At 72.6% G+C, this 20,302-nt stretch carries 19 protein-coding genes; 11 read left to right on the forward strand and 8 right to left on the reverse strand.

What is annotated here, in order from left to right; translation table 11 throughout:
* Positions 1 to 20: 20 nt before the first annotated feature.
* Complete coding sequence (locus DEI98_RS00765; protein WP_258370691.1) at positions 21 to 626, reverse strand: hypothetical protein; 606 nt, start codon at positions 624 to 626, stop codon at positions 21 to 23.
* Between the two features lie 91 nt (positions 627 to 717).
* On the opposite strand from DEI98_RS00765, the gene DEI98_RS00770 reads away from it, so the two are divergent.
* The 4 genes from DEI98_RS00770 (at position 718) to DEI98_RS00785 (ending at position 2,999) form a co-directional block, all read left to right on the forward strand.
* Complete coding sequence (locus tag DEI98_RS00770) at positions 718 to 1,356, forward strand: GNAT family N-acetyltransferase (RefSeq protein ID WP_111099590.1); 639 nt, start codon at positions 718 to 720, stop codon at positions 1,354 to 1,356.
* Between the two features lie 85 nt (positions 1,357 to 1,441).
* Entirely contained in the window at positions 1,442 to 1,924 is a 483-nt protein-coding gene (locus tag DEI98_RS00775) for a hypothetical protein (RefSeq protein ID WP_111099591.1), read from the forward strand.
* Between the two features lie 132 nt (positions 1,925 to 2,056).
* Positions 2,057 to 2,629: a DUF1684 domain-containing protein gene (locus DEI98_RS00780; protein WP_051597091.1), complete on the forward strand. Its 573-nt coding sequence runs from the start codon at positions 2,057 to 2,059 to the stop codon at positions 2,627 to 2,629.
* A gap of 10 nt (positions 2,630 to 2,639) precedes the next feature.
* Complete coding sequence (locus tag DEI98_RS00785; protein ID WP_309147097.1) at positions 2,640 to 2,999, forward strand: GntR family transcriptional regulator; 360 nt, start codon at positions 2,640 to 2,642, stop codon at positions 2,997 to 2,999.
* A gap of 160 nt (positions 3,000 to 3,159) precedes the next feature.
* On the opposite strand, the gene DEI98_RS00790 is transcribed toward DEI98_RS00785, so the two are convergent.
* A complete protein-coding gene (locus tag DEI98_RS00790) occupies positions 3,160 to 3,987 on the reverse strand; it encodes an endo alpha-1,4 polygalactosaminidase (protein ID WP_258370715.1) in 828 nt (275 codons plus the stop codon).
* 294 nt (positions 3,988 to 4,281) lie between these two features.
* Between DEI98_RS00790 and DEI98_RS00795 the strand changes: the two genes are divergently transcribed.
* Both DEI98_RS00795 and DEI98_RS00800 read left to right on the forward strand, forming a co-directional pair.
* Positions 4,282 to 5,892 carry a DEAD/DEAH box helicase gene (locus DEI98_RS00795; RefSeq protein ID WP_111032224.1) on the forward strand — a complete coding sequence of 537 codons (1,611 nt, stop codon included), beginning with the start codon at positions 4,282 to 4,284 and terminating at the stop codon, positions 5,890 to 5,892.
* Between the two features lie 250 nt (positions 5,893 to 6,142).
* On the forward strand, positions 6,143 to 6,346 hold the full coding sequence (locus DEI98_RS00800; RefSeq protein WP_111099594.1) for a CsbD family protein: 204 nt from the start codon (positions 6,143 to 6,145) through the stop codon (positions 6,344 to 6,346).
* Between the two features lie 88 nt (positions 6,347 to 6,434).
* On the opposite strand, the gene DEI98_RS00805 is transcribed toward DEI98_RS00800, so the two are convergent.
* Positions 6,435 to 6,977, reverse strand: coding sequence for an NUDIX hydrolase family protein (locus DEI98_RS00805; RefSeq protein ID WP_071406188.1), 543 nt, complete (start codon positions 6,975 to 6,977; stop codon positions 6,435 to 6,437).
* 73 nt (positions 6,978 to 7,050) lie between these two features.
* Here DEI98_RS00805 and DEI98_RS00810 point away from each other — a divergent pair, with 73 nt between their 5' ends.
* The gene (locus DEI98_RS00810; protein ID WP_111099595.1) at positions 7,051 to 7,671 is read left to right on the forward strand and encodes an alpha/beta hydrolase; all 621 of its coding nucleotides are present in this window, start codon (positions 7,051 to 7,053) and stop codon (positions 7,669 to 7,671) included.
* A gap of 139 nt (positions 7,672 to 7,810) precedes the next feature.
* Here DEI98_RS00810 and DEI98_RS00815 read toward each other — a convergent pair whose 3' ends face one another.
* Positions 7,811 to 8,485: a PadR family transcriptional regulator gene (locus tag DEI98_RS00815; protein ID WP_111038468.1), complete on the reverse strand. Its 675-nt coding sequence runs from the start codon at positions 8,483 to 8,485 to the stop codon at positions 7,811 to 7,813.
* Between the two features lie 160 nt (positions 8,486 to 8,645).
* On the opposite strand from DEI98_RS00815, the gene DEI98_RS00820 reads away from it, so the two are divergent.
* A complete protein-coding gene (locus DEI98_RS00820; protein WP_111099596.1) occupies positions 8,646 to 13,403 on the forward strand; it encodes a DEAD/DEAH box helicase in 4,758 nt (1,585 codons plus the stop codon).
* A 92-nt stretch (positions 13,404 to 13,495) separates the two neighbouring features.
* Positions 13,496 to 14,275 (forward strand): Fpg/Nei family DNA glycosylase, encoded by a 780-nt coding sequence (locus DEI98_RS00825; RefSeq protein ID WP_111099597.1) that lies wholly within the window; start codon positions 13,496 to 13,498, stop codon positions 14,273 to 14,275.
* On the opposite strand, the gene DEI98_RS00830 is transcribed toward DEI98_RS00825, so the two are convergent.
* Positions 14,266 to 15,180 carry a LysR family transcriptional regulator ArgP gene (locus tag DEI98_RS00830; protein ID WP_111099598.1) on the reverse strand — a complete coding sequence of 305 codons (915 nt, stop codon included), beginning with the start codon at positions 15,178 to 15,180 and terminating at the stop codon, positions 14,266 to 14,268. The two genes, DEI98_RS00825 and DEI98_RS00830, sit on opposite strands and share 10 nt — an antisense overlap.
* Positions 15,181 to 15,249: 69 nt before the next feature.
* Between DEI98_RS00830 and DEI98_RS00835 the strand changes: the two genes are divergently transcribed.
* Positions 15,250 to 15,975: a LysE/ArgO family amino acid transporter gene (locus DEI98_RS00835; RefSeq protein WP_220037045.1), complete on the forward strand. Its 726-nt coding sequence runs from the start codon at positions 15,250 to 15,252 to the stop codon at positions 15,973 to 15,975.
* 120 nt (positions 15,976 to 16,095) lie between these two features.
* Here DEI98_RS00835 and DEI98_RS00840 read toward each other — a convergent pair whose 3' ends face one another.
* The 3 genes from DEI98_RS00840 to DEI98_RS00850 form a co-directional block, all read right to left on the reverse strand.
* Entirely contained in the window at positions 16,096 to 17,571 is a 1,476-nt protein-coding gene (locus DEI98_RS00840) for an APC family permease (RefSeq protein ID WP_110863247.1), read from the reverse strand.
* 226 nt (positions 17,572 to 17,797) lie between these two features.
* Complete coding sequence (locus DEI98_RS00845; RefSeq protein ID WP_110859458.1) at positions 17,798 to 18,670, reverse strand: hypothetical protein; 873 nt, start codon at positions 18,668 to 18,670, stop codon at positions 17,798 to 17,800.
* 18 nt (positions 18,671 to 18,688) lie between these two features.
* Complete coding sequence (locus DEI98_RS00850; RefSeq protein WP_110863248.1) at positions 18,689 to 19,510, reverse strand: alpha/beta fold hydrolase; 822 nt, start codon at positions 19,508 to 19,510, stop codon at positions 18,689 to 18,691.
* Positions 19,511 to 19,733: 223 nt separating this feature from the next.
* Here DEI98_RS00850 and DEI98_RS00855 point away from each other — a divergent pair, with 223 nt between their 5' ends.
* Complete coding sequence (locus tag DEI98_RS00855; protein WP_111099600.1) at positions 19,734 to 20,300, forward strand: hypothetical protein; 567 nt, start codon at positions 19,734 to 19,736, stop codon at positions 20,298 to 20,300.
* Positions 20,301 to 20,302 lie beyond the last annotated feature (2 nt).

Here is a 20,302-nt window from a genome sequence, read left to right on the forward strand (position 1 = left end):
GTTCCGTGACGGGGCGAACGCTACGCGCGCTCCCCCGATTCCCGCAGGACGGGCAGGTCCGGCCCCGCGGCGAGCGCCGCGTGCACGTCGTCACGGCTCAGGACGGCGGCTCCCTCGGACGCGCTGACCAGGTGCCGCACGGCACGGCGCAGCCCCGTGTACGCCGCGCAGGCCGCAGCGGCCTCGGGTGAGGTGTGGTCGATGCCGACCTCGGTGAGCGCGTCGACGACGGCTCCGGCGGCGAGCAGGTCCTCGACGGCGAAGTCGGGTGCGTCGGCGACGTCGACGGACTCCCCCGCCGCCTCGGCCGCGTCGTCGAGGGCTGCGGTGTGGTGCAGCCCGGCGGCCACGATCGCGACGACGCACCGGTCACCGCGTGCGGCCTGGAGGCTCGTCACCCGTTCCGCGACCGCCACCGCGTTGCCGAGGTGGCCGAGCACGACCTCCGGCCCCTGCGGCAGCTGGGCGGTCACGTTCCGCAGCGCGCGCCGCTGTGCTGCGGCGTCGGGGGTCGGCGGCAGGGCGTCGACCCAGACGAGCAGGTGGGTGCCGTGGGCGATCCGTGCCGCACCTCCGGGACCCCACGCGAACCGGACCTGGTACTTCTCCTGGGTGCGTTCTGCCACGTCCGTCACGATAGCCGCCCGGGCGATGCTGTCCCTCTCCACAGGGTCGCTGTCCGACCGGGTTCCACCAGGGTCGGCGACCCTAGGATGCATGTCCATGGAGATCGCCCCCGTACCCACCCTGACCGGCGACCGTGTGACGCTCGAGCCCCTCGGGCAGGAGCACGCGGAAGACCTGCGGGCGGCGGTCGCGGACGGAGACCTGTGGCGCACCTGGTACACCTCCGTGCCCGCCCCGGCACAGGTCGAGGCCGAGATCGACCGGCGGCTCGCCGAGCACGAGGCCGGCCGCATGGTGCCGTTCGCGGTGCGGGACCGCCCGACCGGCCGGGTGGTGGGGGCGACGACCTTCATGAACATCGACCCGGGCAACCGCCACGTCGAGATCGGCAGCACGTTCCTGGCCCGGTCAGCGCAGCGATCGGGGATCAACACCGAGTCGAAGCTGCTCATGCTGTCGCACGCGTTCGAGGCCTGGCAGTGCATCGCGGTCGAGTTCCGCACCCACTGGCACAACCTGCAGTCCCGGGCGGCCATCGCGGGTCTCGGCGCCAAGCAGGACGGCGTGCTCCGGAACCACGCGATCGGCCGTGACGGCACGCTGCGCGACACCGTGGTGTTCTCGGTGATCGCGTCGGAGTGGCCGGCCGTCCGGCTCGGACTGGCCGAGCGGCTCCGGCGGCACGACCGCGCCGAGGGGTCCCGCCGTCGGTCGGCCCGGCACGCCTGAGGCGTCTCGCCTGCGTCGTCGCGCCTGCGTCGTCGCCCAGCGCGCCACGGCGCACCGTCCAGCCCGCGGGCGTAGCGTCACCGCCATGCACGTCGGCCTCCGGATCGTCCTCGACGCGCCGGTCGACGCCGTGCGCGATGCCCTGCTGTCCCCGTCCGTGATGGTGGCGGTGACGAAGCCGTTCCTGGCGTACCGCTCGCGCGACCCCCGGGGGTTCCCGGAGCGCTGGGAGCCGGGACACCCGCACCCGATCACGGCGGACGCCTTCGGACTGGTGCCGAGCGGCGACACGCACGTCGACCTCGACCTGTACGAGGTCCGGGGAGTCCCCGTGCAGCGCGACAACGGCGGCGGCACGTCCGGGTTGTTCGGGCGGATGACGATGTCGCACCGGATGGCCGTCGTCCCCGCACCGGGTGGCCGGACCCTGCTGCTCGACCGCCTGACCTACCGGATGCGACCGGCCGTCCTCGGAGTCGCCCTGTGGCCCGGCATGTGGGTCATCTGGCAGTGGCGGGCGTTCCGGATGCGCGCCCTCGCGCCCACCTGGCGGACCGACGGCGAGTGACGTGACGCGGGTCGGGCCTCCCGTCCACCGCGGAGCGGGCGTAGCCTCGACCACGTGAGCCAGACGCGCCCCCAGGAGCCGACGACCGACGACCGCGTGCGCAGCACGCTGGCGACGACGGATTGGCGGCGGATGACGTTCGACCTGTACCGCCGCGTCCGCGCCACCCCGGACCCCCAGACGGCGCACGCACTCTGGCGCGAGACCCGTGACGCGATGTTCGCGGAGCACCCCGCCTCGCCGCTGCTCGACGAGGACGCCCGCGACTTCGAGTCCCTGCCGGTGCCGGACTACGACCCGGCGTGGCGGTTCCAGGTGCGCATCGAGGCCACGGAGCCCGCCGAGTTCGACTTCGAGACCGGCACCGACGGTGTCGTCCACTTCGACCGGCTCGGACTCGTGCGGGTCCCCGGTGTCGGCACCCTCGACGTCTGGAAGCACGGCGGCTACGCGGGCGGGGTGTTCGTCCCCGTCAAGGACGCCAGCGCCGGCAAGGCCCGCGGCACCTACGGCGGCGGGCGCTACCTGCTCGACACCATCAAGGGCTCGGACCTGGGCGGCGACGACCTCGGGTCGCTCGTGCTCGATTTCAACTTCGCCTACAACCCGTCGTGCGCGTACGACCCGGCGTGGGCGTGCCCGCTCGCGCCCCCGGGCAACACCGTGCCGGTCCCGATCCCCGTCGGCGAGCAGTACGACTTCTAGGGTGGAACGCATGACAGGACTCGTCGCCCTCGACGTCGGTGGCCGCGTGCCGCCGTTCGAGCAGGTCCGATCGCAGATCGCCGCACAGATCACCGCCGGGTACCTGGTGGACGGCGAACGGCTGCCGAGCGTGCGTGGGCTGGCGGACGAGCTCGGGCTCGCCGCGGGCACCGTCGCGAAGGCCTACCAGCTGCTCGAGGAGGCCGGGCTCGTGCACACCGCACGGGGCGCCGGTACCCGGGTGGTGCGGCCGGCAGCGGTGCCGGACGCCGTGACCGAGGCCGCTCGTGCCCTGGCCGCCGCGGCGCGCTCGGCGGGGCTGTCGGCCGACCAGGCGGCGACCGCGTTGCGGGAGGCCTGGCCGGCGTAGCGCTGGCGGGCGCGGGGCTGGCGGGGGTGGCGCTTCCGGGCGTACCTGGTCGTTCCGGGCGTACCCGGTCGTTCCGGGCGTACCCGGTCGGAAGTTCTGACCCGGTACGCCCGATTCGACCAGGCATCGCAGGCGTTCTGGGAAGAACCGTTCCGAGCGCTCAGCAGTGCTCGTACACGTACGCGTCGTCCTTCGGGGTCACCAGGTCGCGGTCGCGCAGGATCGTCATGGCCGCACGGCTCTTCAGCCCGCACACCGACCCCCACGAGCGCTCGAGGGTGTCCGAGTACTCCACGTCGATGACCCGCTTGCCGTAGGCCTTCGTGTACGCGGCGCACTCCCGGTACTGCACGCACTCCTCGGCGACGACGAAGTCGAACCCGGTCTGCTTCCGGCCGGACGCCCCGAGCTGCGGCGTGTTCTTCTGCCCGACGGCCAGGCCGTGCCGGTGCCCCTTGGCGACGAGCGACTTCGCGAGCGCCAGGTTGCCGGCACGGGTGAGCCGCTTGCCGCTCCGGGTCCACGAGTCGAGGTTGTCGAACTCCACCGCGTCGAACCCGCGGTCACCGCAGCGGGCGACGGTCTTCGCGAGCACCTTCGTGATCAGGGCACGCTTGGCCGCGGTCCGGGTGTCGAGGAGCATCTCGTCCGGCCACCCCGGGTCGGAGACCGGCTTGCCCGCGCGGTCGCGGAGGATCGCCGACGGGTACGACTTCTTCCACGTGCGGGCGGCCTCGGGCTGCGTCTGGAACCCGTTGACGTAGCAGATGTTGTACTTGCCCTTCGCGGGGCGGTCGGTGCTGTCGCGCTCGACGATCGTCACGCCGGAGGGCGGGGTGTACCCGCCGCCGAGCTGGTAGTCCACGCGGCCCGAGGTCGGCAGGTTGCGGTAGCTCCCGGCCGCGCTGGTCGTGGCGGCCTCGGCGCAGCCGGCCGTGCCGAGGACGGCCACCAGGGCCATCGCGGTGGTCAACAGGACGGATCGCATGCGCACCCCGGAATCCTCGCACGCGCAGGGCGAACGACCCCGCCCTCGCTGTTCCGGGGATGTGCACGCTATGCTGGTCGTACTCGAGGCGCCGATCGCCTCGTGCGTCGTACGGACGCCCCGAACTCCCGACCACCTGTCCCCGGACTCTGGTCGATGATCGAGCACCTCACGAAGGTGCCCAGGCTTCTCTGCTGCGGCGACTGCGCCAGCCACATCCGTTGGCGCGCATCCCGCCCGCGCGCTGCCTCAGAGCGCGCCCACAGCCGGACTGCTCCGGCTCGAAAGGTCACCATGACCACCGAAGACATCCGTTTCTCCGACCTCGGCGTCCCCGCGCCGATGGTCTCCGTCCTCGCCGACCAGGGCAAGGACATGGCGTTCCCCATCCAGGCGGACACCCTCCCGGACTCCCTGCAGGGCAAGGACGTCCTCGGCCGCGGCCGCACCGGCTCCGGCAAGACCATCGCCTTCGCGATCCCGCTCGTCGCCCGCCTCGCCGCCAGCGGCCGCAAGCGCCGCGCCGGCCGCCCCCGCGCCCTGGTGCTCGCACCGACGCGTGAACTCGCGACGCAGATCGACGTCGCCCTCGCCCCGCTCGCCAAGGCCATGGGCCTCAACACCACGACCATCTTCGGTGGCGTCGGTCAGGGTCGTCAGGTCGACGCCCTGCGCGGCGGCGTCGACGTCGTGGTCGCCTGCCCGGGTCGCCTCGCCGACCTGATGCAGCAGGGTCACGTGAACCTGGGCGACATCGAGGTCACCGTCCTCGACGAGGCCGACCACATGGCCGACATGGGCTTCCTGCCCGGCGTCACCAAGATCATGCAGGCGACGCCCGAGAACGGGCAGCGACTGCTGTTCTCCGCCACGCTCGACAACGGCGTGGACAAGCTCGTCAAGAAGTTCCTGCACAACCCGGTGATGCACTCCGTCGACGAGGCGAACAGCCCCGTCGAGGCGATGACCCACCACCTGTTCGAGGTCGCCGACGCCGACGCGAAGAAGCACCTCGTGAGCGCCCTCGCCTCGGGCAACGGTCGCCGCATCCTCTTCATGCGCACGAAGCACCACGCCAAGCGCCTCGCCAAGCAGCTCAGCAGCCAGGGGATCCCGGCCGTCGACCTGCAGGGCAACCTGTCGCAGGGTGCCCGTGAGCGCAACCTCGCGAAGTTCTCCTCCGGTGAGGCCCTCGTGCTCGTCGCCACCGACGTCGCCGCCCGCGGTGTGCACGTCGACAACGTCGAGCTCGTCGTGCACGTCGACCCGCCCACCGAGCACAAGGCGTACCTGCACCGCTCTGGCCGCACGGCGCGTGCCGGTTCGTCCGGTGACGTCGTCACGGTGACGATGCCCGCCGAGCGTCGCGACGTCGCGCAGATGATGCGTGCAGCCGCGATCAAGGTCACGCCGCAGCACGTCTCGGCGACCTCCCCGGCCGTCACCGCGCTCGTCGGCGAGGTCGCCCCGATCCGCCACGTCGCCGAGGAGCAGCCCACCCAGCAGCGTCAGCCCAAGCAGCGCTCGGCCGAGTCCGCCGGTGACGGCGGCGGTCGTCGCCGTGGTCGCGGCGGTCGCTCGGGAGGCGCGGCGCAGCCCGCGCGCTCCGGTTCGGCTGGCGAGTCCGCCGGTTCGGCCGGGGGCCGTCAGGGCCGTCCGGCCCGTGGCGCACGTTCCGAGGGCGCCGGGCGCTCCGGTGCCGCAGCCGCCGGTTCGACCGGTGGTCGCCGCAGCGGCGGCAACCGCCGCTCGGGCAGCAGCGACGTCGTGCGCGGCGGCTCGTCGGCCGTCTGGTCGTCCGAGGGCGGCTACGCCGCGGGTCGGTCCGGCAACGAGTCGGGCGGCAACCGTCGTGGTGGCTCGCGCCGCGCCTCCCGTCCGGCCGGCGCTGCCGACCGCCACTGACCTGCGCGCTTGACCCACGCGGTCTGACCCGCTCGGCCTGAGCGCGTCGATGCCCGCACGACACCGGTGTTCACGTTTCGAACCCCCGCATCCCGGGGTGTGATCCGTGAACACCGGTGTTTTGCGTGAGTGTGCTGGCGAACCTTGGCGGGGGCTGGGGGTGGGGGACTCCACCGGGCGTACGGTCTGCTTCACCGGATGCCGCGAAAGTGGCTGACGGGGAACACGTCCGCTTCTGGAAGGAGTGCCTATGGCTGGCATCGATGACATCAAGAACGCCGCTGAGAAGGCGGGTGGCAAGGTCAAGGAAGCCGCCGGCAACGCGACCGGTAACGACCGCTTGAAGGCCGAAGGCCAGACCGACCAGGGCAAGGCCTCGGCGAAGCAGGGCGTCACCGACGTCAAGGACGCCGCGCACGGCGTCGCCGACAGCTTCAAGGACGACAAGCACTGAAGCCGGTTCGCAACCGCGCTGCGAAGCCCCCGGATCCGATCGGATCCGGGGGCTTCGTCGTGCGCCGGGCGCGGACGCCCCGGTCGGACTAGTGGAGGGCGCCGACCGATGCCAGACCAGCCCGCAGCAGTGCGCCACGGCCGCCTTCCATCTCGTCGGCGACGGCGTCGGACGCGGCTTCCATCGGGGTCATCCACGTGAGCTCGAGGGCGTCCTGCCGGGGCTCGCACGTCCCCGTGACGGGGACGACGTACGCCAGCGAGATCGCGTGCTGCCGCTCGTCGGTGTACACCGAGGCGCCGGGCAGCGGGAAGTACTCGGCCACGGTGAACGGCGTCGGGCTCGAGGGCAGCTGCGGGAACGCCATCGGCCCGAGGTCCTTCTCGAGGTGGCGGAACAGCGCGGTGCGGATCGACTCGCCGAACATCACACGACCGGACACCAGGGTGCGGGCGATCGAACCGCTCGGGGAGACACGCAGCAGCACGCCGACCTCGGTCACGACGCCGAGGCCGTCGGTGCGGACGGGGACCGCCTCGACGTAGCAGATCGGCAGACGACGGCGGACGTTCGCGAGCTCCTCGTCGGACAGCCAGCCGGAGTCGGGATCGGGGGTGCGCAGCGAGGACATGCACCGTGTCTACCAGGGACGGCGGCGAGTTCGGCGGAAGGCGCGGGAGTTGGGGATGGTTAGCGTTGTCCACATGATCGATGCGGACCTGGTGCAGTGGACCCGGAGTACCTCCGACCGGCGGGGCACACCCCTGCTCGTGGCGATGCACGGGGTCGGGTCGAACGAGCACGACCTGCTCGGCCTCGCCCCCGCGCTGCCGCCCGCGTGGACGGTCGCGTCGCTCCGGGCACCGATGCCGTGGGGGCCCGGCTTCAGCTGGTACCCGCTCGGCACGCCCGGCTCCCCAGCGCCCGAGGCGGTGGACGCCGCGACCGCCGAGGTGCTCGACTGGATCGACTCCGTCGCCGCCGATCACCCGCGGATCGGGCTGCTCGGGTTCTCGCAGGGCGGCTCGATGGCGCTCCAGCTCCTGCGCGCCCGGCCCGCGGCGTTCGCGTTCGCGGTGTCGCTGTCGGGCTTCGTCGTGCCGGGCGTCACGGACTCCCGCGACGAGGCCGTGTCGGCCGTGCGGCCGCGGGTGTTCCTCGGGCACGGTGACCTCGACCCGGTGATCCCGCCCGAGGCCACCGCCCGGACGCAGGTGTGGGCCGCAGCGCACACCGACGTGACCGACCGTTCCTACGCGGGCCTGCCGCACGCTGTGTCGACGGCGGAGCTGGCGGACGTGGCCGCCTTCGTCGGCGCGGGGTAGCGCTGCGGAGCGCGCTTCGTGAGCACGAACGGTCGGGTCCGACGTGCGGACCCGACCACAGCTGCTCACGATGTGCGGACGGACAGGAGGCCCGGTGCCAGCTGGCACCGGGCCTCCTGTCCGTCATGGGTGACGTCCGTCAGTCGGCGAGGATCTGGAGCAGGTCCTTGCGGAGCTGGTCCACCTTGGCCGTGGCGGCCTTGGCCTGTTCCTCGGTCGCGGTGCTGCGGTACATCTGCAGGACGCCCATGGTCTTCCGGAGCGCCTCGAAGAACTCGCGCTGGGCGTCCGGGATGCCCGGGGCCCCGTCGAGTGCAGCAGCGATCTCGTCGGCCTTGGCCTCGGTCTCGGCCTTGCCGGCGTCGGTGAGCTCGAAGAGCGTCTTGCGGCCGTCGCCCGACGAGACCACGAGGTCTTCGTCGACGAGCTGCTGGAGCGTCGGGTAGACCGAGCCGGGGCTCGGCTTCCAGGCGCCGCCGGTGCGCTCGGCGATGGTCTTGATCACGGCGTACCCGTTCTGCGGGCCCTCGGCCAGCAGACCGAGGATCGCGAGGCGGACGTCACCGCGGCGACGGCGTTCGCGGCCGAAGCCGGGCCCGCCGAAACCGGGGCCGAAGCCCATGCCCGGGCCGAAGCCGGGGCCGAACCCGCGGCCACCGAAGCCGCGGCCGCCGTGGTCGTGGTCACCGCGGTCACGGCCGGGGAAGCCGGCGCCGTGGTGCTGCCGCGCGCCGCCGAAGCGGGGGCCGCGCGGGCCGAACCCGCGCTGGTCGCGGGGGGACGTGTTGCTGTTGTCGTCATACGAGGGGCGCATGAGGAGTCCTTTCGTCGTGCTGAGTCGGCTCGCGATCGGTCTGACCTGATCGTCTTCGTCGTATCGCGATGTGTTTACGATAGATCGGTAACTATCGCTCTGTCAAGGGGCACGTGCGCTCGGCCTGCTGTCGGTGGTGGCGGGCAGGATGGGACGGACCATGACGGACGTCTTCGAGCGCTTCTCCCCCGCCACCACCGAGTGGTTCCGCGGCGCCTTCGACGCACCGACGCCCGCGCAGGCCGGGGCGTGGGACGCGATCTCGACCGGGCAGCACGCACTCGTGATCGCCCCGACCGGCTCCGGCAAGACCCTGGCGTCGTTCCTGTGGTCGATCGACCGGCTCATCAGCGCGACGGACCACCCACCGGCGAAGCAGCGCACGCGGGTGCTCTACGTCTCGCCGCTCAAGGCCCTCGGCGTCGACGTCGAGCGCAACCTGCGGAGCCCACTCGTCGGCATCACCCAGACCGCTCGGCGGCTCGGCACGGAACCGCCCGACGTCACGGTCGGGGTGCGCAGCGGTGACACCCCGTCGTCCGACCGCCAGAAGCTCCTGCGCCAGCCGCCGGACATCCTCATCACCACGCCCGAGTCGCTCTACCTGATGCTCACCTCGCAGGCGCGCGAGACCCTGGTGAACGTCGACACGGTCATCGTGGACGAGGTCCACGCGGTCGCCTCGACCAAGCGCGGCGCACACCTGGCCGTGTCGCTCGAGCGCCTCGACGACCTGCTCGACAAGCCGGTGCAGCGCATCGGGCTGTCCGCGACCGTCCGCCCGCCGGAAGAGGTCGCGCGGTTCCTCGGCGGCCGTGCACCGGTGACGATCATCGCGCCGCCCGCGCAGAAGACCTTCGACCTGCGGGTCGTCGTGCCCGTCGACGACATGACCGAGCTCGGGGCGCCGCCGGTGGGTGCGGACGCGTCCGAGTCGCCGACGAACGGGTCGATCTGGCCGCACGTCGAAGAGCGCGTCGTCGACCTGATCGAGGAACACCGCTCGACCATCGTGTTCGCGAACTCGCGGCGGCTGGCCGAACGGCTGACTGCTCGACTGAACGAGATCCACGAGGAACGCGTGCTCGCCGCCGCCGGTGACGGCGTGCTGGTGCCGGCCGGTGCGTCCCCGGACGACGACGGCCTGCCCGTGGCGCGGGGCCGCCCGCAGTCACCGGCCCGCACCTCGGCCCACGCCGTCGCGCCCCAGGGGGCCAAGCGACCGCCGGCGCAGCTGATCGGAGGGTCCGGGCAGACCGGCGGCGGGGGCTCGGACGCCTCCGTCCCGGTGCTCGCCCGCGCACACCACGGCTCGGTGTCGAAGGACCAGCGCGCGATCATCGAGGACGACCTGAAGTCCGGTCGGCTGCGGTGCGTCGTCGCGACGAGTTCACTCGAGCTCGGCATCGACATGGGCGAGGTCGACCTGGTCGTCCAGGTCGAGGCGCCGCCCTCGGTCGCGAGCGGCCTGCAGCGCGTCGGTCGTGCCGGCCACCAGGTGGGCGAGATCTCCCGCGGCGTGCTGTTTCCGAAGCACCGGGCCGACCTGGTCAACAGCGCGGTCACGGTCGAGCGGATGGTCACGGGCCAGATCGAGTCGATCTCGGTGCCGGCGAACCCGCTCGACGTCCTGGCGCAGCACACCGTGGCGGCCGGGGCGATCGACACACTCGACGTCGAGCACTGGTTCGAGCTCGTGCGGCGGAGCGCCCCGTTCAGCGGCCTGCCCCGATCGGCGTTCGAGGCGACGCTCGACCTGGTCACGGGCCGGTACCCGAGCGACGAGTTCGCCGAACTCCGGCCACGGCTGGTCTGGGACCGCGTGCACGGCACCCTGACCGGGCGCCCCGGTGCCCAGCGCCTCGCGGTGACGAGCGGCGGGACGATCCCCGACCGCGGCATGTTCGGCGTCTTCATGGTCGGCGAGAAGGCGTCCCGTGTCGGCGAACTCGACGAGGAGATGGTCTACGAGTCGCGCGTGGGCGACGTCTTCGCCCTCGGTGCGACGAGCTGGCGGATCGAGGAGATCACCCACGACCGCGTCGTCGTGAGCCCGGCGTTCGGGCAGCCCGGACGCGTGCCGTTCTGGAAGGGCGACGGCATCGGCCGGCCCGCCGAGCTCGGCCGTGCGACCGGTGCGTTCGTGCGCGAGGTCGAGGGCGCCTCGGACGACGACGCCCGCGCCCGCGTCGCCGCCGGTGGACTGGACGAGCGCGCGATCACCAACCTGCTGACCTTCCTGCGCGACCAGCGCGCGGCCACCGGTCACGTGCCGAACGACACCACGCTCGTCATCGAGCGGTTCCGCGACGAGCTCGGGGACTGGCGGCTCATCCTGCACTCGCCCTACGGCATGCAGGTGCACGCGCCGTGGGCCCTGGCCGTCGCCGCACGGCTGCGCGAGCGGCACGGCATCGACGGTGACGCGATGGCGGCCGACGACGGCATCGTCGTCCGCATCCCGGAGACCGACGCCGAGCCGCCGGGTGCCGACCTGTTCGTGTTCGAGCGCGACGACCTCGAGGCCCTGGTCACCGACGAGGTCGGCGGCTCGGCACTGTTCGCTGCGCGGTTCCGTGAGTGTGCGGCGCGCGCCCTGCTGCTGCCCCGACGGAACCCCGGGCAGCGGTCGCCGCTCTGGCAGCAGCGGCAGCGGGCCTCGCAACTGCTCGAGGTCGCGCAGAAGTACCCGACGTTCCCGATCGTGCTCGAGACCGTGCGCGAGGTGCTGCAGGACGTCTACGACGTGCCTGCGCTGCTCGGGATCGCCGACGACATCGCCGGACGTCGGATCCGCCTGGTCGAGACGGAGACCGAACAGCCGTCGCCGTTCGCCCGGTCGATCCTGTTCGGGTACGTCGCGGCCTTCATGTACGAGGGCGACACCCCGCTCGCCGAACGCCGGGCAGCGGCCCTGTCGCTCGACTCGACCCTGCTCGGCGAGCTGCTCGGCCGCGCGGAGCTGCGCGAGCTGCTCGACCCGGCGGTCATCACCTCGGTGGAGCGCGACCTGCAGCGGCTGTCGCCGGACCGCCGTGCCCGTGACGCCGAAGGACTCGTGGACGTGCTGCGGCTCGTCGGCGCGCTCGACCTCGACGAAGCGGTCGACCGGAGCTGGCTCGCCGACACCGCCGACCGTCCAGCGGCCACCGCCGAACTGCGGAGCACGCTCCAGGTGCTGGAGCGGGACCGCCGGGTGCTCTCGTTCTCGCACGCCGGCGCGACGCGCTGGGCCGTGATCGAGGACGCCGCCCGCCTGCGCGACGCGCTCGGGGTCCCGCTGCCGATCGGTGTGCCCACGGCGTTCGTCGAGCCCGTGGCCGACCCCCTCGGTGACCTGATCGGCCGCTACGCCCGGTCGCACGGGCCGTTCTCCGCGCAGGAGGCCGCCGGTCGCCTCGGGCTGGGCATCGCCGTCGTGCAGGACACCCTGCGCCGACTCGTCGCCGACCGCCGTGTGATCGAGGGTGAGTTCCGCCCCGACCGCCAGGGCGCCGAGTGGTGCGATGCCGAGGTCCTGCGACGGATCCGCACGAAGTCCCTGGCAGCCCTGCGGCACGAGGTCGAACCGGTCTCGCCGGACACCCTCGCCCGCTTCCTGCCCGCGTGGCAGCACGTGCAGACCCCCGGGACCCGCGGCGGGCTCCGTGGCGTCGACGGCGTCCTGCAGGTGATCGACCAGCTCGCCGGGGTCGCCCTGCCCGCCAGCGCCTGGGAGACCCTGGTGCTGCCGTCGCGCGTCACCGACTACTCGACGAGCATGCTCGACGAACTCACCGCCACCGGCGAGGTCCTGTGGTCCGGCGGGGGCACCCTGCCCGGCAACGACGGCTGGGTACGCCTGCACCTGGCCGACACCGCGGCGACGACGCTCGCCGAGCCCTCCGGGGACGAGACGACCGAGCTGCAGCGGGACGTGCTCGGCGCCCTGGCCGGCGGTGGCGCGTACTTCTTCCGGCAGCTCGGCCAGGCCGTGGGCAGCAGTGACGACCAGGCGCTCACCACCGCGCTCTGGGACCTGGTCTGGGCCGGGCAGATCACGAACGACACGTTCGCCCCGCTGCGCTCGATGCTCGGCGGCAAGGCGAAGAGCTCGAGCGCTCCGCGTGCTCGGGCCTACCGCGGCCGTCGGCGTCCGACCATGCCGACGCAGTCCGGGCCGCCGTCCGTCGGGGGTCGTTGGTCGCTCCTGCCGCTGGCCGAGTCCGACTCGACCGTTCGGGCCGCCGCGACCGCCGAACAGCTGCTCGAACGCTACGGCGTCGTCACCCGCGGTGCCGTGCAGGTCGAGGGCGTCCGGGGTGGTTTCGCCGGGGTGTACCGGGTGCTCTCGCGCTTCGAGGAGTCCGGCCGGGCTCGTCGTGGGTACTTCGTCGAGGGGCTCGGTGCGGCCCAGTTCGCCACCGGCCCGACCGTCGACCGGCTGCGCACCTACGCCCGCGAACTCGGCGACGACGAGCGTGACGACCCGGACCGGAAGCGCGAGGCACTCACGCTCGCCGCGACCGACCCGGCGAACCCGTTCGGGGCCTCGCTGCCGTGGCCGACGGGCGACGCCGACCCCGGTCTCGTGGCCGACGACGGCGGAGCCGCCCCGCCTGAGACCGCGGTCGGCAGCGGCGCGAAGACCGCTCGGGGCCACCGGCCCGGGCGCAAGGCGGGTGCCCTCGTCACGACCGTCGACGGCAAGCTCACCGTGTACGTGGAGCGCGGTGGCAAGTCGGTGCTGACCTTCACCGACGACGCCGCCGACCTCGCTGCCGCGGCCGCCTCGATCGCCGGCATCGTCCGGACCGGGCTGCGGAAGCTCTCGGTCGAGCGGGTCGACGGGGACTTCGTGCTCGAGACGCCGCTCGGCGGCGCGCTCCGGGCCGCGGGGTTCACGGCGACCCCGCAGGGGCTGCGGCTCCGTGTGTGAGGCGAGCCGCGCCTCCCGGCAGTGCAGCGACCACGTGCCGGAGGTGACCCGTGCCATCGGGACTGCGCGCGCGCACCCGTCGGAGGTGACCCGTGCCTGAAGGCGACACCGTCTACCGGGCTGCCCGCCGCCTGCACACCGCGCTGGCGGGCAAGGTCCTGACGAAGAGCGACTTCCGGGTCCCCGCGTTCGCGACGCTCGACCTGGTCGGCCGCACCGTCGACGAGGTCGTCCCCCGCGGCAAGCACCTGCTGCACCGCATCGGCGACCTGACCGTGCACTCGCACCTGAAGATGGAGGGCCGGTGGGACGTCTACGCGCCCGGTGACCGCTGGCGACGCCCTGCGCACCAGGCCCGGGCGATCCTGGACGCCGAGGGGGTCTCCACCGTCGGCTTCGCCCTCGGGGTGCTCGAGGTCGTGCCGCGCGACCAGGAGTCCGAGGTCGTCGGACACCTGGGGCCGGACCTGCTCGGCCCCGACTGGGACGCCGACCTGGCGTTCGCCAACCTGACCGAGGACCCCGAGCGCCCGGTCGGGCTGGCACTGCTCGACCAGCGGGTGCTCGCCGGGCTCGGCAACGTGTACCGGAACGAACTCTGCTTCCTGCGCGGTGTGCTGCCGACGCGTCCGGTCGGGCAGGTGCCGGACCCGGCGCGGACGATCACGCTCGCCAGCCGACTGATCCTGGCCAACCGCGACCGCAGCGCCCGCGTCACCACCGGCGTCGACCGCCCCGGGCGACGGTTCTGGGTCTACGGCCGTGCCGGCAAGCCGTGTCTGCGGTGCGGGACCCCGATCCGGCACGGCGAACTCGGCGACTCGGAACTCACCCTGCGCGACACCTACTGGTGTCCGCGCTGTCAGACCTGACGCGCGGGGTGCAGTCGCGACGACGCGGTCGCACGGACGGCGTCGGTGACCCGCTCGAGCAGGGGTGACGCCAGGTTCCAGCGCTGCCACCACAGCGCCACGTCCGCGTGCCGACCCGGGGCCAGCTCGACCAGGACACCGCGGTCGATCGCCTCGAGGCACTGCGCCTCGGGCAGCAGCCCCCACCCGAACCCGAGCGTGACCGCACGGGCGAAGTCGGCAGAGGTCGGGACGAAGTGGCGCGGGCCGCCGGGAGCGTGGCCGAGGACCTGCCGCAGGTACCCCTGCTGCAGGTCGTCGTCGCGGTCGTAGTCGACGAGCGGGACCTCGTCGAGCCGCCGGAGCATCCGCCGCTCGGTGCCGGTGTCGCCGAGGTAACGGGCGACGAACGCCGGGGACGCCACCGCCCGGTACCGGTCGATGCCGAGCGGCACCGACGAGCAGCCCTGCACCGGATCCGCCTCGGCCGTCACGGCACCCATCACCGTGCCGGCGCGGAGCAGCTCGGCGGTGCGGTCCTGGTCCTCGCGGTGCAGGTCGAAGACCACCTCGGTGCCGGCCCGGACGAGGGCGAGGGCGTCGAGGAACCAGGTGCCGAGCGAGTCGGCGTTCACGGCCAGCGGGATCGACGGCACCACCGACGATCCACCGCCGAGCGCTCGGGAGGTCTCCTCGTCGAGCAGCCGGACCTGCCGTGCGTGCCGGAGCACCACTGCGCCGTCCGCGGTCGGGCGCACCGGGGTGGTGCGCTGGAGCAGGACCCGGCCGACCTGCTGCTCCATCGACTTGATCCGCTGCGAGACCGCCGACGGGGTGATCGCCAGCGCACGGGCCGCCGCGTCGAGCGTGCCGTGGTCGACGGCGGCGAGCAGCGTCTCGAGGTGCTCGCGCTGGAACCGGGTCATGCAGCTGAGCTTACGGCGCTGCAGGAAAGTGAGCTGTACTACACCGACGCCCGGCCCTAGCGTCGGATCGTGACCTCGCTCCTGCCCCTGCTCTCCGGCCTCGGCACCGGCCTCGCACTGATCGTCGCGATCGGTGTGCAGAACACGTACCTGCTCCGGCTCGCGGTCAGCGCCGGGCTCCGGGTGGTGGCCGCTGCCGTCGTGGTGTGCGCCGTTTCGGATGCGCTGCTCATCGTCGCCGGGGTGCTCGGGGTCGGCGCCGTGGTCGAACGGTTCCCCGTGGCGCTCCTGGTGGTCCGGTTCGTGGGTGCCGCGTTCCTGCTCACGTACGGGGTGCTCGCGGCGCGGCGTGCGCTGCGGCCCTCGGGGGACGCGATGCGGGTGGCCGACGAGGCCGCCGACGACGGAGTGGTGGGCGCCGGCGCGAGCGCGGGGGTCGGCGCGACCACCGGCGGGACGGTGGCGGCGGGGCGGACGCGCACCGCGCCTCCCGGCCAGGGGGTGACCATGCGGACGGCCGTGCTGACCATGCTCGTCTTCACGTGGGCGAACCCGCACGTCTACCTGGACACGCTGGTGTTCCTCGGGTCGGTGGCGAACCAGCAGGGTGCGGACGACCGGTGGCTCTGGACGATCGGTGCCGTCACGGCGAGCTGCCTGTGGTTCGGTGCGCTCGGGTTCGGCGGACGGCTGCTGCGGCCGCTGTTCGAGAAGCCGCTGACCTGGCGGGTGTTCGACGGGCTGGTCGCCGTCGTGATGCTCGCGTTCGGCGTGCTGCTGCTCGTCGGCGCGTAGTGGCGGCGGCGGGCGGGCGGTGGATGCAAAACACCGGTGTCCACACGTCGCGCCGCGGTCTGCGGGTGTGCAACGTGCGAACACCGGTGTTTTGCGGGCCAGGCCGACCCGCGGAGCGCCCTACTGCATGCGCTGGCCGACGCGGCTGTGGCGACGGCTGTAGCCGAAGTAGATGACGAAGCCGATGGCCAGCCAGACGACGAACCGGAGCCAGGTCTCGACCTCGAGGTTCAGCATCAGCCAGAAGCACAGCACCGCCGAGATGATCGGCAGCACGGGCGACCACGGCACCCGGAAGGCCCGCGGGGCGTCGGGGCGCGAACGACGCAGCACGACGATGCCGATCGACACCAGGACGAACGCGGACAGCGTGCCGATGTTGATCATGCCCTCGAGCTTGTCGACCGCCGTGAACCCTGCCAGCAGCGCCACGACGACACCGGCGACGACCTGCACGCGCACCGGGGTCTGCGTCTTCGGGTTGGTCTTCGAGAACCAGCGGGGCAGCAGGCCGTCGCGGCTCATCGAGAAGACGATGCGGGACAGCCCGAGCAGCAGCACCATGACGACGGTGGTCAGCCCGATCAGGGAGCCGATTGCGATGATGCCGGCGGCCCACGGCAGTCCGACGATGTTGAACGCCGACGCCAGGGACGGTGTGTCCTCCTCGGCCAGGCGCTGGTACGAGACCATGCCGGTGATGACGATGCTGACGCCGACGTAGAGCAGGGTCACGATGCCGAGGCCGATGAAGATGCCGCGGGGCAGCGTCTTCTGCGGGTTCTCGGTCTCCTCGGCACTGGTGGCGACGACGTCGAACCCGATGAAGGCGAAGAACACCAGGGACGCCGCGGCGAGCAGGCCGAAGACGCCGTACTGGGCGGGCTCCGCACCGGTGAACCACGACACGAGGGACTGCGTCCAGACGCTGCCCTCGGCACCCTTGGCGGGCTCGGCCGGCGGGATGAACGGGGTGAAGTTCGCGGCCTTGACGAAGAACGCACCGGCGACGATGACGAACACGACGATCGCGACCTTGATGACCGTGATGACCGCCGACACCCGCGACGACAGGCGGGTGCCGAAGGCGAGGAGCACCGTGAAGATCCCGACGATGAGCACCGGCCCCCAGGTGAACGGGATCGGACCGAGCTGGATCGTGCTGGGCAGGTCGACGCCGAACACCTTGAACGCTTCGCTGAGGTAGATGCCCCAGTACTTCGCGATCACGGCGCTGGCCGTGAGGGTCTCGAGGATGAGGTCCCAGCCCACGATCCAGGCGAGCAGCTCACCCATCGTGGCGTAGGTGAACGTGTACGCGGAGCCGGCGACGGGGATCGTCGACGCGAACTCGGCGTAGCACATGATCGCCAGGCCGCAGGTGACGGCGGCGAGCAGGAAGGAGATGATGACGCCGGGCCCGGCGAAGTTCGCGGCGGCGTTCGCGCCGACCGAGAAGATGCCGGCGCCGACGGCGACCGCGATCCCCATCGCGGCGATGTCGAACGTCTTCAGGGAGCGTTTCAGGGACCTGCCCTGCTCCTCGGAGTCGGCCAGGGAGGCCTCGATCGACTTGATGCGGAGCTTCGTTGCCATGGGGTGGATCCCGTCATCGGCTGGCGGCGGACCTCGGAAGGGTACTGGTGTACCACTGTGTCACGCAAAGCGTCCGGCCGGACGGTGGGCCGGTCCGGTGACGGCCGGGAGGCGCGGTGGCGGTCCGGCGCGCAGCGCTCGGCCGGCCGACGGGTGCGTCCAGGGCTGCGGTTGCGTCAGCGGGGCGCGGTTGTGGCCGCGTCAGCGGGATGCGGGTGTGCTCGCGTCAGCGTCCGGCGCGCCAGTCCGCCAGGAACCGGGCTCCGGCCTCGTCGTGGATCACGCCGTCGGGCGCGGTGAGCACCGGGTACGGCGTGGCCGGCACCCCGTCGGCGGGACGGACGTCGACGTGCGCAACCTCGTGGCCGTGGGCGTGCAGCCAGTCCGCCATGGCGTAGTCGCTGCGGGAGTCCCCCACGGTGCGCCAGGTGACCGGGAGCTCGCCGTCCTGCCCGAGGAGCTCGAGCGAGCGTTCGGCACCCAGGTCCTTGCCGCTGCGGTCGGACTCGACGTCAGTCGAGATGATCGTCGGGTCGATGCGCCACTGCACGGCGCCGTCGGCATCGGGCCGGACGTCGTCGAGTCGGCGGACACCGAGCCCGCGACGCTCGAGTGCGGCCATGGCCTTCGCGTCGAACTCCGGCTGGCGGGCCAGGTAGGTGGCGTTCGGCACCTCGACGCGCTGCTCGATCGACACCATGGCGCGCTTCGTCTCGTCGAAGAACACCAGGTCGGCGTACTCGTCGCGGACCAGCTCGCGCATCTCGTCGGCGTAGTCCCGCGGCAGCGCGAGGTCCTCGGCGACCGTCAGTTCGCCCATGCCGCCGTCGTACTGCGGACCGATCGAGCACCACACGGCGCCCTTCTCGCAGACGGCGTGGACCCGCCCGCCCTCGGCGAGGCCACCGGCGAGCAACGGGCCGACGACCTCGGAGCGGATGAACGCGTCGCTGCGCCCGGTGTTGAAGACGATCGGGATGCCCTCGGCGGCGAGCGCGACGAGGTCCGCGACGATGCTCGGGATCGCGATGGTGCGGGAGACCGGGCTGGCGATGGGCCCGTCGACGTCGAGCAGGAGACCGAGGCGGGGTGCGTTCACCCGCCCATCCTCTCGCAGTCAGCTGCTGGGCGAGACGATCCGGCTCCGGACGCGGTCGATCAGGGCTCCGAGGGCCGCCGGGGCGGGGACGTGTCCCTGCCCGGGCACCTCGGCGTACTCCGAACCGGGCACCGCGTCGACGAGGGCGCGGGCCGCACGACGCATCCACTCGAGTCCGTCGCCACCGGCGCCGACGAGCACCGGCACCCCCACGGCGGCAGCGACCCGCTCGGGCACGGCGAGGCCGTTCAGCACACGGACCTCGCGGCTGAGCACGTGGGCGTCGACGACCAGGGAGCGCCAGAGCGACCCCTTGAGCCGCAGTGCCGTGACCTGGCCCATCGGGACCCCGAGCACCTGGGTCAGGAACCCGCGGACGGCCTGGGCCCGGCGGCCGGCGCCGACGTGTTCATCGAGCAGGTCGGCGAACACGACGTCGTCGGCGTGGGGGTCGACCGAGGCGCGGTACGGCGGTTCCCACAGGACTGCACCGTCGACGGGCAGTCCGGTGGCGAGCCCGTGCAGGACGACGCCGGCGCCGACGCAGATGCCGACGGCGGTGGTCGGTGCGCCGATGCTCTCGACGACGGCGCGCAGGTCGTCGACCTCGCGCTCGATCGCCCACGTCGCGGAGTCACCGCTGGCACCACGGCCACGGCGGTCGTAGGTCACCACGCGGTGGGTCGAGCCGAGCTCGGCGACCACACGGTCGAGGTACGGGGTCCCCCGGTGGTCGAAGGCACCGCCCACGACGACGACCGCCGGCCCGTCCCCTGCCTCGGAGACGGCGATGGTGGTGCCGTCGGAGGAGACGACCGTTCGGTCGACTGGAGGGAGCATGGGGTCCTTTGCGAGCTGTCGACGGCGATGCGTCGGGCCTCGGAGGGGACCGTGCGGATTACCGGTCCTCCGAGTGTCGCAGGCGTGGGAGTCCGTGTCTCCCCCCGCTTCCAGGGGCAGAACCCGGACGCTCGACACCGTGGGGGTCGCCGTGCCATGCTGTTTGAGTACACCTGTACTCAAACGAACACCGCCACCGCCACCGCCACCGCCACGGGGAACCATGACACTCATCGCCATCGTCGCCTGCGAGATCGCCTTCTGGGTCGCGATCCTCGGCGGCCTGACCACCCGGTACCTGCTGCGACGGCCGCGCACGGGTGCGGCGATGCTCGTCGCGGCACCCGTGATCGACCTCGTGCTGCTCGCGGTCGTCGCGGTCGACCTGCTCGGTGGCGGAACCGCGTCGTGGCACCACGGACTCGCGGCGATCTACATCGGCTTCTCGGTCGCGTACGGGCACCGGATGATCGCGTGGGCGGACGTCCGGTTCACGCACCGGTTCGCCGGGGGTCCCGCACCGGAACGCCTGAGTGGACGGCGGTACACGGCCCGGTGCTGGGGCGACGTGCTGCGGACCGGGCTCGCCGTGCTGATCGCCGGCGGGATCATCGGTGCGCTCGTCCTCGTCGTCGGCGACCCGGAGCGCACGGACGAGCTGCAGGGCACGGTCGCACTGCTCGGGGTGATCCTGGGCATCGAACTGCTGTGGGCGATCAGTTACACGATCTGGCCGCGCCGAGTCACCACCGCAGCCGCGGACCCGGCCGGAGCATCGAGCCAGCCGTAGGC

The sequence above is a fragment of the Curtobacterium sp. MCLR17_034 genome (assembly GCF_003234485.1).
GTDB classification, from domain to species: domain Bacteria; phylum Actinomycetota; class Actinomycetes; order Actinomycetales; family Microbacteriaceae; genus Curtobacterium; species Curtobacterium flaccumfaciens.

What these genes read in the sequence shown, in the direction of transcription:
- DEI98_RS00780 (WP_051597091.1), top strand. Translation starts at nt 2,057, where the DNA reads ATGACGTTCGACCTGTACCGCCGCGTCCGCGCCACCCCGGACCCCCAG.
- DEI98_RS00805 (WP_071406188.1), bottom strand. Translation starts at nt 6,977, where the DNA reads ATGTCCTCGCTGCGCACCCCCGATCCCGACTCCGGCTGGCTGTCCGAC.
- DEI98_RS00810 (WP_111099595.1), top strand. Translation starts at nt 7,051, where the DNA reads ATGATCGATGCGGACCTGGTGCAGTGGACCCGGAGTACCTCCGACCGG.
- DEI98_RS00790 (WP_258370715.1), bottom strand. Translation starts at nt 3,987, where the DNA reads ATGCGATCCGTCCTGTTGACCACCGCGATGGCCCTGGTGGCCGTCCTC.
- DEI98_RS00800 (WP_111099594.1), top strand. Translation starts at nt 6,143, where the DNA reads ATGGCTGGCATCGATGACATCAAGAACGCCGCTGAGAAGGCGGGTGGC.
- DEI98_RS00785 (WP_309147097.1), top strand. Translation starts at nt 2,640, where the DNA reads ATGACAGGACTCGTCGCCCTCGACGTCGGTGGCCGCGTGCCGCCGTTC.
- DEI98_RS00850 (WP_110863248.1), bottom strand. Translation starts at nt 19,510, where the DNA reads ATGCTCCCTCCAGTCGACCGAACGGTCGTCTCCTCCGACGGCACCACC.
- DEI98_RS00795 (WP_111032224.1), top strand. Translation starts at nt 4,282, where the DNA reads ATGACCACCGAAGACATCCGTTTCTCCGACCTCGGCGTCCCCGCGCCG.
- DEI98_RS00770 (WP_111099590.1), top strand. Translation starts at nt 718, where the DNA reads ATGTCCATGGAGATCGCCCCCGTACCCACCCTGACCGGCGACCGTGTG.
- DEI98_RS00830 (WP_111099598.1), bottom strand. Translation starts at nt 15,180, where the DNA reads ATGACCCGGTTCCAGCGCGAGCACCTCGAGACGCTGCTCGCCGCCGTC.
- DEI98_RS00775 (WP_111099591.1), top strand. Translation starts at nt 1,442, where the DNA reads ATGCACGTCGGCCTCCGGATCGTCCTCGACGCGCCGGTCGACGCCGTG.
- DEI98_RS00815 (WP_111038468.1), bottom strand. Translation starts at nt 8,485, where the DNA reads ATGCGCCCCTCGTATGACGACAACAGCAACACGTCCCCCCGCGACCAG.
- DEI98_RS00820 (WP_111099596.1), top strand. Translation starts at nt 8,646, where the DNA reads ATGACGGACGTCTTCGAGCGCTTCTCCCCCGCCACCACCGAGTGGTTC.
- DEI98_RS00855 (WP_111099600.1), top strand. Translation starts at nt 19,734, where the DNA reads ATGACACTCATCGCCATCGTCGCCTGCGAGATCGCCTTCTGGGTCGCG.
- DEI98_RS00840 (WP_110863247.1), bottom strand. Translation starts at nt 17,571, where the DNA reads ATGGCAACGAAGCTCCGCATCAAGTCGATCGAGGCCTCCCTGGCCGAC.